We start from the raw sequence: 12,250 nt of genomic DNA, 5'->3' as shown, positions 1-12,250 counted from the left end.
ATATGAACCGGGACGGCGCATCCATTTCGCGTCCGGAACGTAGAAGCAAGGGAACGGTGCATACCGAAGGCATTAACCGCATTGCCCATCGCGGCCCCGCCGGTTAAGGCCATCGGCACTCAGGAGAGAAAGCCGTTGCGCACGGACCGTCCGCTGTTCTAGCAGTAGCGGTTCGCGCCCAGCGAGAGAAGTTGAAGGAGCAACGCAGCCGAATGGCCTATGCAGACCAGGGGATGAGCAACACGAAGCTCGTTTCGATCGTAATCGTTGTCATCATTCATGCGCTGATCGGATATGCGTTCGTCACCGGTCTCGCCTATGAAGCGGTGAAGAAAGTGGCCGAAGACCTCAACGTCGTCGACGTGAAGGAGGAAGAGCCGCCGCCGCCCGAGGAAGAGCCGCCGCCGCCCGAGCCCGATCCGCAGCCGCAAGTCGATCCGCCGGTGGTGTCGCCACCGCCGATCGTCAAGACGCCGCCGCGGCCGTCCATCGTGCCGACGGTGCGCGACATTCCGCCGGCAGCGCCGGTCACGCCGGTGTTCAACAAGGTCGGGCCGATTCCGAAATTGTCACCGCCGCCACCCCCGCCGCCACCCCCACCGCCGCCGCCGCCGCAGCGTCCAAAGCCGGTGCCTAAGGGTAATCCGTCCGGTTGGGTGACCAATGCCGATTATCCGTCGCGGGCGCTGCGTGAAGAAGCCGAAGGTACGGTGGGTTTCACGCTTACCGTCGGCGCCAACGGCCGCGCTTCCGGTTGTACGGTCACCAAGTCGAGCGGTAACAGTGAACTGGATAGCGCCACCTGTCGCAACATGGAGCGGCGGGCAAGGTTCGATCCCGCCCTCGATTCCCAAGGCAATCCAACGACCGGAACATGGGGTAGAACCGTTCGGTGGGAGATACCGGAGTAAGCCATCGTTCGCGGAGTTGGCCGAAACGGCTGGCGACATTTACAAGCCAAAATAAAATTTCGAAGAGGAAAGTCACATCATGTCCATTGAACTCCTGAGCGCTGCAGCCGGTGGCTCGCAGAACAAGTTCGGCCTGCTCGAGGCCCTCAACGAAGGCGGCTTCATCAGCTGGTCGATCTTCATCGTCCTCGTGATCATGTCGGTCGGTTCCTTCTACATCCTGTTCACCAAGCTGTTCGAGCAGCAGAAGGTGATCAATCAGGGCAAGACGGCCCGCGCCGGGTTCTGGCGCGCGTCGAGCCTGAAGGAGGGTTCGTCCAAGCTGGAGAAGAACAGCGCCTACAAGCAATTGGTCGACGACGGCCTGCACGCGCAGGATCAGCACGGCCAGATGACCGACCAGCAGGAAGCGCACGACTATCTGCACGGTTCGCTGGCCCGCTCGGAAGCCTCGATCAACACCAAGCTCAACGGCGGCCTGGCGTTCCTCGCCACCGTCGGCGCGACGGCGCCGTTCGTCGGCCTGCTCGGCACGGTGATCGGCATCTACTCGGCGCTGATCAAGATCGGCATCGCGGGGCAGGCTTCGATCGATGCGGTCGCGGGCCCGGTCGGCGAGGCGCTGATCATGACCGCGCTCGGCCTGTTCGTGGCGGTGCCCGCGGTGCTCGCCTATAACTGGCTGCAGAGCCGCAACAAGTACATCCTGCGCGATCTCAACGCCTTCTCCAACGACATCCTGGCCTATATGGGTTCGGATGGCCGGGTGAAGCCCGAGACCAAGGCGATCGGAACGTCGACCGCGGCCAAGCCGGTGACCAAGACCGCCGGCCAGGCCGGCGGCGTGCAGTCCCCGGCGGTACAGCCCGGAACGACCGAGCGGACCACCACCACGACCAGCACGACGACGCCGCCGAAGCGCTGAGCGGCGATAGGGCGGAGGCGTTGGCGCCTTCGCCCGGCCTGCTCGAGACGAGCAGTCCGGTTAGGAAAAAAGGCCGACGCGGCCGCGAAGATCAGAGGATTTAATCAATGGCCATCAGTTCGGGAGGCGGAGGCGTAGAGACGCCGATGTCAGACATCAACACGACGCCGCTCGTGGACGTCATGCTGGTGCTTCTCATCATCTTCCTCATCGCCATTCCGGTCGTGATCCAAACGGTCGACCTCGACCTTCCGGTGGTGAAGTTCGAGCCCACGATCACCAAGCCGGAGAATGTTTTGCTGGCGATCAGTTCCACCGACGTGAGCGGGCTCAACCCGGGCGATCCTGGGTTCGCCGGCGCCTCGCCGGGCGGCGAGTGCCGGGTCTACTGGAACGTGACGCCGATCGATTCGACCGAGCTGGTCGACCGCGCGGTGACCAAGCTGGAAGACGAGATCGATGCGCTGGGCGGCCCGGCGGCGATCCAGTCGGGCCAGGTCGATCCCGACGATCTGCCCGAGGTGCACATCCGCGGCGACATCAACACGCCCTATCGCTGCATCGGCGGCGCGATCTACCAGATGCAGTCGGCGGGTTTTTCGAAGGTCGGCTTTATCTCGACGCCGATCGAAATTCAGACCGCGCTGTGATTTTCGGTGTCCTGAGGGGCGTACCAGGCAAGTTTAGGAGAATATTATCATGGCAATGAGCGGCGGCAACGACGACGGCTCCCCCATGATGGAGATGAACACGACGCCGCTGATCGACGTCATGCTCGTGCTCCTCATCATGTTCATCATCACCATCCCGGTGCAGACCCATGCGGTCAAGATCGATCTCCCGGTGGATCAGCCCAACAATCCGCCGCCGATCGACCCGGTGGTGAACAAGGTGATCATCACGCCTGAAAACGTCATTCAGTGGAACGGCGAGCCGATCACGCTGCAGCAGTTCGACCAGCTGCTCGAGCAGTCGCTGCAGCTGCCCGTCGAGCCGGAACTGCAGTTCCAGCCCTCGCCGACCACGCGCTATCTGATCGTCGACGAGGCACTGGCTTCGATCAAGCGCTCGGGCATCACCAAATTCGGCTTCGTCGGCAACGAGCAGTTCCGCCAGTTCGGCAAGGCGCCCACCCCGGCGGGCTGAGTGCGAACGTCTGTTCGAAACATCAGGCGGCACCCTCGGGTGCCGCCTTTTTTTTGGCGATTATGTACCTTGCAAACCCATTTTCATTTTTTCGTCACCCCAGCGAAAGCTGGGGTCTCGGGCGGGATCGCCATGACGCCTGAGATGCCAGCTTTCCGGGTCCCAACAAAGTACTACTTTGTTGGGTGCCCTTTCGCTGGCATGACGAACAAAGAAAGGCGCAGCTATGCCGTTCGGAATTTCCATCCGACTGGGTTTGCAAGTTACTTAATCGCCCTTTTTTGGGCTTGCGACGAGATATGTTCGGAAGCGTACAGCTTGCTAGTCATTCCCGCGAAAGCGGAAATCCGGCTTGTTCATCAGTCCATTCGTGAAAGCTGGCCCCCCGCCTATGCGCGGCGTTGCGCAAGAAAGGAAATTTCTGCGCTTTCGAACGTCCGCGTCCGGGGTTGCTACGCTTTGAAACGTCCGCTTCGTCCATCACAGTCGGCGGGGTGTGTGGCTCGGAGACGACCGCTTACGGCAGAATTGGAACGAAACGGTCGGTCCGCTATTGGCGAATGCGGCGGGATAGCGGACATTTCGCCCGTTGACCTAATTTGAACCAATGACGGATTTCCCGTCTAGTTCGGCATCGCCGGTGAGCCGCCATCCGGTTACTTACCGATCTTTGGATGATTAGGCGTAACGAGCGGGAATTTATCGGAATCCATCGAGCGATTTCCAGAGCGCTTCCTCGCTTCGCGTGATCATTACCGACATGTCGATGCGACCAATTTCTCGCCTGGCGGACGTCTATCGAACGCGGCTCTTTGTCATTGTCTGACCGATAACGGTGAGGATGTTTCTTGTTTACAAGTGTAACTGTACCGTCTACACGTGTAATCCTTCAAAGGAGATCGCGCGTGGACGATACCGAAGCCGAGAGGATCAGCGAAGCCGAGCTGGTCGTGCTGGAAGCTCTGTGGGCCGCCAGTCCGGCCACTGCCACCGAATTAGCGGAACGTGTCCGGGGCCCGCGCGAATGGAGCCTCGCCACCGTGAAGACGCTGCTTTCGCGGCTGGTTGCCAAGCGGGCCGTAAGCACCACTCCCGATGGTCGCCGGTTTCAATATCACCCGCTGATCGCCGAAGCCGAATATCGTGGGCGGGAATCGCACCGGCTGATCGATCGCCTGTTCGGCGGACGGGCCGCCCCGCTGATCGCGCATCTCGCCGAGCGGGAGGCGTTGAGCGACGACGATCTGGCCGAGATAGAGCGGCTGCTGAAGGATCTTCGGAAATGATCGCTTGGGCTCTCGATACGCTGGTCTGGACTGGCGCTGCAATCGCCGTAGTACTGATGCTGCGACGTCCGTTCGCGCGGGCGTTCGGCCCACGCTTTGCTTACGCTCTCTGGCTGCTGCCAGTCGTTCGACTTCTGCTTCCCGAAATCGTTCTTCCGGTCGCTCCCGCGCCGGCGATCATTTCGGTCGGGAAGCTAGCGCCGGTCGCGCAGCCGAGTAACTTCGGTCCGGACTTGGCGGGCACTCTGATCACGATCTGGCTCGCCGGCGCGGCACTTGTCCTTGCGTGGCGTCTATCCAGCTATTTCCTGATGCGGCGGCGCTTGCTGGCGGGCGCGCGGATAGTGAGCGGGGCCGGAAGGGTGCGGATCGTGCAGACGTCCAGGACCGTCGGCCCGGTCGCCTTCGGTATCTTCGATCCGGTTGTGGCGTTGCCGCACGACTTCATGACCGTCACCGACCGGACCCAGCGAAAGCTCGCCATCGAACACGAACTGGCGCACCATCGCGGCGGTGATCTCGTGGTCAATCTTCTGGTGCAGCCACTGTTTGCTCTGCACTGGTTCACCCCGCTCGGCTGGCTCGGCTGGAATGCCCTGCGATGCGATCAGGAAGCGGCCTGCGATGCGCGCGTGCTCGCGCGATGTGGCTCCGGCAGCCGCGCGGCCTATGCCGAACTGATCGCTTCCTACGCTGCCCGTCCCAAACACACTGCCGCCTTCGCCATGGCTGCCGCGATGGCATGCCCCGTGCTTGGCGCACCTTCGATCGTCCATCGCCTAAGGAGCCTTACCATGACCGAAATCTCTCGCTCTCGCCGCTATCTCGGCCTCGCTGTTCTCGCCTGCTTGGGATGCACCCTGACGCTTACCGCAACGATCTCCTACGCCATGCCCGCGCCGGTCGCGCCCGTGGCCGCCACTTCCTACGAAGGTCCGGAGCGGGCCGACGCGGCGAGGCTTGCCCGGCCGGTGGAGCCTGCGCCCGCGCCCCCGCCGGTTGCGGCGCCCGCCGTGCCGGAAATTTCGGAAGCGCAGTCCGCGGATTCTGAGGAAGCGGTTCGATTGGTGGAGCCGAACCGGCCGGGCGATAGCGGCTTCGATGCCTTCAAGGCCGATGCGGAGAACTGGATTGCCGACGCGAAAAAACGGATGGATGAAGCGAGGGCGCGCAATGCAACCGTCGATCGCACGTCCGCCGTGAGCGATATCTTCCAGCGCACGGTCAACGGCGTGCCGGTGCGCACGATCGATTGCAAGGCCTTCCGCGCCGGCGAAGCGGAAGCGAACGATTCTCTGGCAGCGCGGGTATGCTCGACCGAGAAAGGGTTCGGATCATTCAGCAGTTTGTCTTTTGCGCGTTCGCTGATCGCTCGCGACACCAGCCTCAGCGATATCCGCAAGTCCGACCTGCTGGCCGACATCGACAGCGCGATCGCCGAAAGCGGCGCCGCCCGCCAGTAAGCCGCGATCGGCCGGCCCTGCCCGGCATTGCGATCACCGACGAGCCGGTGGAGGCGCCAATCGCTCAGGGGTTCGGGCCTTGTAAAACTGGCAATATCATGAGCCCATGGCGGGAACGGGCGGCCGCATGGCGCATGCCGATGCTGTAGGAAATATCGTTTCAATTTCCGGCAAGGCTTTCGTGGTCACATTGTAGATTTTGCATCAGATTGTCGCGCGATCGACCGGCTGCTTGTCCCGCCGCAGGCGCACGCCCGGTCCGGCTCACGCCCCCTCGAACTGCAGCTTCGCCAGCCGTTCGTACAGCCCGCCGGCGCCCTCCAGCTGCCCATGGCTGCCCTCCTCCACGATGCGGCCCTCGTCCATCACCACGATCCGGTCGGCCGAGCGGACGGTGGCGAGGCGGTGGGCGATGACGATCGTAGTGCGGTCCGCCATCAGCCGGTCGAGCGCGTCCTGCACCAGCCGCTCGCTCTCGGCATCGAGCGCGCTGGTGGCCTCGTCGAGCAGCAGGATCGGCGCGGTGCGCAGCATCGCGCGGGCGATGGCGATGCGCTGGCGCTGGCCGCCGGACAACCGCGCGCCGCCCTCGCCCAGATAGGTGTCGAGGCCCTGCGGCAGCGCGCGCAGGAAGCTTTCGGCATTGGCGAGCCGTGCGGCCTCCCACAATTGCTCATCGTCGGCGTCCCAGCGGCCATAGCGCAAATTGTCGCGCGCGCTGGCGGCGAACAGCACCGTCTCCTGCGGCACATAGGCGATGCGCAGGCGCAGTTCGGCGGGATCGGCATTGGCCAGCGGCACGCCGTCGATCCGCACCGCGCCGCGCTGCGGATCGTAGAAGCGCAGCGCCAGCTGGAACAAAGTCGATTTGCCCGCGCCCGAGGGGCCGACCACGGCCACCGTCTCGCCCGGCTCCACGGTCAGCGTGAAATCGTCGAGCGCGCGGTCGTCGGGGCGGGTGGGATAGCGGAAGGTGACGTGATCGAACGCCAGGCTGCCGCGCGGCGCGGGCATGGCGACCGATTTCGGCCCGCGCGCGATGTCCGGGCTCGCCTGCAGCAGCTCGCCCAGCCGCCCGGCCGCGCCCGCGCCGCGCAGGATATCGCCCCACACCTCGGTGAGCGCGCCGAAGCTGCCGGCGGTGAGCACCCCTGCAAAGATGAAGGCGGTGATGGTGCCCCCGGTCAGCCGCCCCGCGACCACGTCCGACGCGCCCTCCCACATCACCCCGGTAATCGCGCCGAAGATCATGGTGATCACCACCAGCGTCAGCGCGGCGCGCCATTTGATCCGCCGCCGCGCGGTGTCGAAGCTCGCCTCGACCGCCTGGCCGAAGCGCCCGCGTTCGCGGCTTTCCTGCCCGAACGCCTGGACGATCTTCATCGCGCCCAGCGTCTCGGCGACCATCGCGCCGACGTCGGCGATGCGGTCCTGGCTCGAGCGCGAGATGACTTGCACGCGCCGCCCGATCAGCACGATCGGCACGATGATCAGCGGGATGCCGAGCAGCAGCATGCCCGCCAGGCCCGGTGCCAGCACGAACAGATAGACGATCCCGCCGATGCCGACGACGATGTTGCGCAGCGCGATCGACACGGTGGTGCCGACCACCTGCTCGATCACCGAGGTGTCGGCGGTCATGCGCGACGCGATCTCGCCCGGCCGGTTCTCTTCGAAGAAGCGCGGCGCCTGGTCGAGCAGGTTGGCGTGCACGTCGCGCCGCAGGTCCGCCACCACCCGCTCGCCCAGCCAGCTCACGAAATAGAAGCGCGCGGCGGTGGCGATGGCGAGCACGCCGACGATCATGAACATATAGTGGAAATAGGGCGCGATATCGCCGGTCCGCGAGCCGAATCCGCGGTCGACCATCTGCTGCAATTGGCGCGGTATGGCGAGCGTCGCCAGCGCGGCGAGCAGCAGCGCGGCGGCGGCGTAGACCAGTTGGCGCGGATAGCGCAGCAGATAGCGGAAGACGAGCTTGAGGCTGCCGATCCGCCGGGCGGCCCCCGGTTCGATCGCGGCTTTCGTGGGACGCTGTGCCATGTCGGGGCGGTTAGCAGGGGAGGGGGCTGGGGGATAGGGGGAATGGGGGGGAGTAGCGGCTGCAGCGAAGAAGGCGCGGCGAACTTTGCTCGCGCCAGGATAGGGAAGCCCGTCACCCCAGCGAAAGCTGGGGTCTCGGGCCGGATGGCTTTGACGCCTGAGATGCCAGCTTTCCGGGTCCCAACAAAGTACTACTTTGTTGGGTGCCCTTTCGCTGGCATGACGCACGAAGGAGAAGCGGAAAACTGCTATGCTGTTCGTTAGCGCCCGCTGACACCCCTCAAGCGCCGCATTGCAACATTAACCCTTTTGCGCCTAGATGGCGGTAACATACCGGTCATATGAAAGTGATGCATGCTCTACAGCAGTTATGAGTTCCAGCGCTCGTTCCTGGCGGGCGCCAGCATATTCGCCAATTTGGGCGCGAACCTGCTCACCAACCCGTTGAATCCGCTCAGCTATGTCGGCGGCGGCCCGGTCATCGCCTCGGCGCTCGACGTGTTCGCCCACGCCGCGAGCCCGCGCGGCAAGCCCGCCTTCGGGATCGAAAGCACCGAGGTGGACGGCAAGACCGTCGCGGTGACCGAGGAGGTCGCGCTGCGCAAACCCTTCGGCCAGCTCAAGCATTTCGTGAAGGAGGGCGTGACGGATCAGCCGCGCCTGCTCATCGTCGCGCCGATGTCCGGCCATTTCGCCACGCTGCTGCGCGGCACGGTCGAGCGCATGCTGCCCGGCCACGACGTCTACATCACCGACTGGCGCGACGCGAAGAACGTGGCGCTGTCCGAGGGTCATTTCGATCTCGACGATTATATCGATTATGTGATCGGCTTCCTCGAGGAGATCGGACCGGGCGCGCACATGCTGGCGGTGTGCCAGCCGTCGGTGCCCTGCTACGCCGCCACCGCCTTCATGACGCAGGACGAGAACCCTTGCGTGCCCAAAACGCTGACGCTGATGGGCGGGCCGATCGACACGCGCGAGGCGCCGACCGCGGTCAACACGCTGGCGACCGAGCGGCCGCACGCCTGGTTCCAGCGAAACGTCATCGCCACCATCCCGGTGATGTATCCGGGCGCGGGGCGCCAGGTCTATCCGGGCTTCCTGCAGCTGGCCGGCTTCATGTCGATGAACCTCGGCAGCCATCTCAACAGCCATTGGGAGATGTTCAAGCATCTGGTGAAGGGCGACGACGAGAGCGCCGCGGCGAGCAAGGATTTTTACGAGGAATATCGCTCGGTCTGCGACATGACCGCCGAATTCTACCTCCAGACGATCGAGATCGTGTTTCAGACTCATGCGCTGCCCAAAGGTGAATGGCTGCACCGCGGTCGTCTGGTCGATCCGGCGGCGATCACCGAGACCGCCCTGCTGGCGATCGAGGGCGAGCATGACGATATCAGCGGCCTCGGCCAGACCAGGGCATCGCTGACGCTGGCGAGCAAGCTGCCGGAGACGAGCAAGCAATATTATATGGCCGAGGGCGCGGGCCATTACGGCATCTTCAACGGCAGCAAATGGCGCACGAAAATTGCCCCGGTGGTCGAGAAGTGGATCGCCAGGTTCGACTGAGGGGGAGCGGGGCGGCCGCGCCATGATGGCCCCTACGCTCACCACCGACCGCCTGCGGCTGCGCGCCTATCAACTGGCCGATTTCGAACAGTCGCTGGCGATGAGCACCGACCCGCGCGTGTATCGGTTCATCGGCGGCGAGCCGGGTGACCGCACGCAGGTCTGGGAGAAATTCCTGCGCGGACCCGGTTTCTGGGCACTGCTCGGCTATGGTTTGTGGACGGTGGAGGAGCGCGTGACGGGCGGCTATGTCGGGCAGATCGGTTTCGGCAGGTTCGAGCGCGATATTACGCCGTCCCTGCCCGATATTCCCGAAGGCGCCTGGGTGCTGAATGCCGCTGATCATGGCAAGGGCTATGGCCGCGAGGCACTGGATGCGGCGCTCCGCTGGGCAGATGCGATGCTGAAATCTCCGATCTGCTGCATCGTCGCGCCCGGCAACGCCGCCTCGCTGCGGCTTGCCGGTTCGACGGGGTTCGAGCAACTGCGCACGTGCGATTACCATGGCGAGCCCACATGCGTGATGCGACGGCCCGCCCCCGCCGCTTGAACGGCCGTCCCCGCGGGTAGGCGGATATCTTGCAAAGCCATGTTCTCTGCTCGTCACCCCAGCGAAAGCTGGGGTCTGGGGCGTTTGAGCGCGACTGCCCGAGATGCCAGCTTTCGCTGCCACGACGGACAATCGGAGGTGGAATGACGCCGTCGTAGCGTTCGGCAGGCTGGATTGCAAAAGACATGATCGTCAAACAAAAGCCCCGCCGAAGCGGGGCCTTCCGGATCGACGATAAAAAAATCGAAACCTACATCGTCGTTTCGATATGCTTCTCGTTCGGATCGCCATAATCGATGTCGCCGCCGAACAGCATCTTGAGCTTGTTGCCGGCCGATAGGTCTGCCTCCCACATCTCCGCGTTCTTCATGTCGAAGCGCAGCAGCGTCAGGTTGGGATCGTCCTTGCCGCCGTCGAACCAGGCTTCGATCGCGTTGGACCAGAATTTGTCGATCAGCCTAGGGTCGTCGCTGACCGAGAGCATGCCCGAGATACAGGCAAAAAAATCATGGCCCTTACCGGTAAACTGCACCATCGCCTGCGGGTGGGACGCCATCCCGGTCGCCAACCGGTTGTCGCGACGCGCGTAAAAGAACAAAGCATTGGGGATGTCGTCGTCGAACTGCGCGGTCATCGGCTCGGAATGCGCGTTCTGCGCGGGGATACCGATCATCACGAACGGGCTCTTGTCGAGCGCCTTCCAGAATTGCTTGATGATGTCTCTCTGATCCATGGCTTTTCTCCTTAGCGTTCGACCCTCAGAACGCCGGCGTTGCCCGATCGTTCCTGCACGCTCGCATGTGGCCTCTTGAAAAATGACCGCGGACCGACGAGGATTCGCGCCAACGGAATCGACGGCATGGCCGAGGGATCATCATGAGCGGACATATCAGCACGACAGCGCCGCGGGCGCGCAAGAAGAAGCTGGACCCGGCCGCCAATCCGACCAAGCTGAAGAAGATCGGTCAGGTCACCACGCGCAAGCTCAACGCCAACCCCTATGTCCAGCATGTCGATGTCGAGGGCGCGCAGGTCTATGTCTATCAGAACTTTCTGCCCGCCGCGGATTGCCAGTTGCTGGTTCAGCGGATCGATGCCGAGGCGGTACCATCGACCTTGTACGAAGGCACCAAGCAGGAAAATTTCCGCACCAGCTACAGCTGCCACCTCAACAGCTATGACGGCGATATCGCGCGCATCGAAACGCGTATCGCCGACGTGCTCGGCATCGACAATCGGTTTTCCGAGACGATGCAGGGCCAGCGTTATCATATCGGGCAGGAGTTCAAGCCGCACCACGACTTCTTCCATGTCGGCGAGGGCTATTGGCAGCAGGAACGCAGCCAGGGTGGGCAGCGCAGCTGGACCGCGATGATCTTTCTGAATCAGGTGCCCGATGGCGGGCAGACCGAATTCCCTCAGCTCGGCATCGGCGTCGAGCCCAAGCAGGGCATGATGCTGATGTGGAACAACATGCGGCCCGACGGTACGCCGAACATGAAGACGCTGCACGCCGGCACGCCGGTGCGGCTCGGCACCAAATACATCATCACGAAGTGGTTCCGGCAGAACAACTGGCTGAAGCTCGCCACCGCCGACTGAAATTAAGTTCGGCCCCGCCCGGAAACGACGGGGCTTTCAGGCATTTGTCATGGCATGAAAACACCGTTCCTCGCCGCGTTTGCGCTGGCGCTTTCCGCCTGCATCGGCCAGGTCCAGGCGCCCGATCTCGCCGCCCCCACGCCCCGCTTCGACGCGCTCGCTTTTTTCGAAGGGCATGGCGAGGGCACGGGCACGCTCGACAAGCTCGTCGGCAAGAGCGAACGGACCCGCGTCAGCAGCGAGGGCACGCGGCTGGCCGACGGTTCGCTGCGCCTCGTCCAGCACGTGACCGAGGGTGACAAACCCGAGCGCAAACGCACCTGGAACATCCGCGAGACCGCGCCGGGCCGATACGCCGGCACGCTGACCGACGCCGCCGGCCCGGTCACCGGCGAGAGCGAGGGCAACCGCCTGCACCTCGCCTACCGGATGAAGGGCGGCCTCGGCGTCGACCAGTGGCTCTATCTGGAGCCCGGCGGCAGGGTCGCGCAGAACCGCATGAAGGTGAGCAAGCTCGGCGTGGCGGTGGCCCGGCTGGACGAGACGATCAGGAAGCAGTGAATCGATGACAGGATTGCGGGGCGGCGTACCGGCTTGCGTCGCCGGCCAAACCCGTCGAACCGCGCTTCCGCTCCGCGGTTTTTGAAACAGCTTTCCAGCGCTCTTGACGGCTTGTCATTGCGCGTCTGGCGGCATAACGATCAGCGCTTCCCATGGGTTGATATGGTATTGGAAGGGCATTGATTGAGGTA

The 12,250-nt window shown here is 63.7% G+C and carries 12 protein-coding genes; 10 read left to right on the top strand and 2 right to left on the bottom strand.

Annotated elements, in window-relative coordinates; translation table 11 throughout:
• Window positions 1-212: 212 nt before the first annotated feature.
• The 6 genes from ACOQPC_RS13940 to ACOQPC_RS13915 all read left to right on the top strand — a co-directional run bounded on the left by ACOQPC_RS13940 (window position 213) and on the right by ACOQPC_RS13915 (window position 5,731).
• Entirely contained in the window at window positions 213-911 is a 699-nt protein-coding gene (locus ACOQPC_RS13940) for an energy transducer TonB (protein ID WP_420606317.1), read from the top strand.
• 79 nt (window positions 912-990) lie between these two features.
• Window positions 991-1,836, top strand: a complete 846-nt coding sequence (locus ACOQPC_RS13935; protein ID WP_420606316.1) for a MotA/TolQ/ExbB proton channel family protein — start codon at window positions 991-993, stop codon at window positions 1,834-1,836.
• Between the two features lie 107 nt (window positions 1,837-1,943).
• The gene (locus tag ACOQPC_RS13930; RefSeq protein ID WP_420606315.1) at window positions 1,944-2,486 is read left to right on the top strand and encodes an ExbD/TolR family protein; all 543 of its coding nucleotides are present in this window, start codon (window positions 1,944-1,946) and stop codon (window positions 2,484-2,486) included.
• A 49-nt stretch (window positions 2,487-2,535) separates the two neighbouring features.
• Window positions 2,536-2,982, top strand: a complete 447-nt coding sequence (locus ACOQPC_RS13925) for an ExbD/TolR family protein (RefSeq protein ID WP_420606314.1) — start codon at window positions 2,536-2,538, stop codon at window positions 2,980-2,982.
• 905 nt (window positions 2,983-3,887) lie between these two features.
• Window positions 3,888-4,268 (top strand): BlaI/MecI/CopY family transcriptional regulator, encoded by a 381-nt coding sequence (locus ACOQPC_RS13920; RefSeq protein ID WP_420606313.1) that lies wholly within the window; start codon window positions 3,888-3,890, stop codon window positions 4,266-4,268.
• The gene (locus ACOQPC_RS13915) at window positions 4,265-5,731 is read left to right on the top strand and encodes a M56 family metallopeptidase (RefSeq protein WP_420606312.1); all 1,467 of its coding nucleotides are present in this window, start codon (window positions 4,265-4,267) and stop codon (window positions 5,729-5,731) included. Before ACOQPC_RS13920 ends, ACOQPC_RS13915 begins: the two co-directional genes overlap by 4 nt.
• Window positions 5,732-5,995: 264 nt before the next feature.
• Here ACOQPC_RS13915 and ACOQPC_RS13910 read toward each other — a convergent pair whose 3' ends face one another.
• Window positions 5,996-7,774, bottom strand: coding sequence for an ABC transporter transmembrane domain-containing protein (locus ACOQPC_RS13910; RefSeq protein ID WP_420606311.1), 1,779 nt, complete (start codon window positions 7,772-7,774; stop codon window positions 5,996-5,998).
• A gap of 354 nt (window positions 7,775-8,128) precedes the next feature.
• Between ACOQPC_RS13910 and ACOQPC_RS13905 the strand changes: the two genes are divergently transcribed.
• On the top strand, window positions 8,129-9,346 hold the full coding sequence (locus ACOQPC_RS13905; protein WP_420606310.1) for a polyhydroxyalkanoate depolymerase: 1,218 nt from the start codon (window positions 8,129-8,131) through the stop codon (window positions 9,344-9,346).
• Window positions 9,347-9,368: 22 nt separating this feature from the next.
• Window positions 9,369-9,896, top strand: a complete 528-nt coding sequence (locus tag ACOQPC_RS13900) for a GNAT family N-acetyltransferase (RefSeq protein WP_420606309.1) — start codon at window positions 9,369-9,371, stop codon at window positions 9,894-9,896.
• A gap of 250 nt (window positions 9,897-10,146) precedes the next feature.
• Here the strand turns inward: ACOQPC_RS13900 and ACOQPC_RS13895 are convergent, their stop codons facing one another.
• On the bottom strand, window positions 10,147-10,629 hold the full coding sequence (locus ACOQPC_RS13895) for a pyridoxamine 5'-phosphate oxidase family protein (RefSeq protein ID WP_420606308.1): 483 nt from the start codon (window positions 10,627-10,629) through the stop codon (window positions 10,147-10,149).
• Window positions 10,630-10,772: 143 nt separating this feature from the next.
• Here ACOQPC_RS13895 and ACOQPC_RS13890 point away from each other — a divergent pair, with 143 nt between their 5' ends.
• Entirely contained in the window at window positions 10,773-11,498 is a 726-nt protein-coding gene (locus ACOQPC_RS13890) for a prolyl hydroxylase family protein (RefSeq protein WP_420606307.1), read from the top strand.
• Between the two features lie 54 nt (window positions 11,499-11,552).
• The gene (locus tag ACOQPC_RS13885) at window positions 11,553-12,059 is read left to right on the top strand and encodes a DUF3833 family protein (RefSeq protein ID WP_420606306.1); all 507 of its coding nucleotides are present in this window, start codon (window positions 11,553-11,555) and stop codon (window positions 12,057-12,059) included.
• The last annotated feature ends 191 nt before the right edge of the window (window positions 12,060-12,250 follow it).

The sequence above is a fragment of the Novosphingopyxis sp. genome (assembly GCF_965218915.1).
GTDB lineage: Bacteria > Pseudomonadota > Alphaproteobacteria > Sphingomonadales > Sphingomonadaceae > Novosphingopyxis.
Note: the sequence above shows the minus strand (reverse complement) of the source record. Positions and strands in the feature narration are given on the sequence as shown.

Excerpts from the sequence above, each read along its gene's own strand:
- ACOQPC_RS13940 (WP_420606317.1), top strand. The coding sequence starts at position 213 with ATGGCCTATGCAGACCAGGGGATGAGCAACACGAAGCTCGTTTCGATC.
- ACOQPC_RS13885 (WP_420606306.1), top strand. The coding sequence starts at position 11,553 with ATGAAAACACCGTTCCTCGCCGCGTTTGCGCTGGCGCTTTCCGCCTGC.
- ACOQPC_RS13930 (WP_420606315.1), top strand. The coding sequence starts at position 1,944 with ATGGCCATCAGTTCGGGAGGCGGAGGCGTAGAGACGCCGATGTCAGAC.
- ACOQPC_RS13895 (WP_420606308.1), bottom strand. The coding sequence starts at position 10,629 with ATGGATCAGAGAGACATCATCAAGCAATTCTGGAAGGCGCTCGACAAG.
- ACOQPC_RS13935 (WP_420606316.1), top strand. The coding sequence starts at position 991 with ATGTCCATTGAACTCCTGAGCGCTGCAGCCGGTGGCTCGCAGAACAAG.
- ACOQPC_RS13905 (WP_420606310.1), top strand. The coding sequence starts at position 8,129 with ATGCTCTACAGCAGTTATGAGTTCCAGCGCTCGTTCCTGGCGGGCGCC.
- ACOQPC_RS13900 (WP_420606309.1), top strand. The coding sequence starts at position 9,369 with ATGATGGCCCCTACGCTCACCACCGACCGCCTGCGGCTGCGCGCCTAT.
- ACOQPC_RS13915 (WP_420606312.1), top strand. The coding sequence starts at position 4,265 with ATGATCGCTTGGGCTCTCGATACGCTGGTCTGGACTGGCGCTGCAATC.
- ACOQPC_RS13910 (WP_420606311.1), bottom strand. The coding sequence starts at position 7,774 with ATGGCACAGCGTCCCACGAAAGCCGCGATCGAACCGGGGGCCGCCCGG.
- ACOQPC_RS13890 (WP_420606307.1), top strand. The coding sequence starts at position 10,773 with ATGAGCGGACATATCAGCACGACAGCGCCGCGGGCGCGCAAGAAGAAG.
- ACOQPC_RS13925 (WP_420606314.1), top strand. The coding sequence starts at position 2,536 with ATGGCAATGAGCGGCGGCAACGACGACGGCTCCCCCATGATGGAGATG.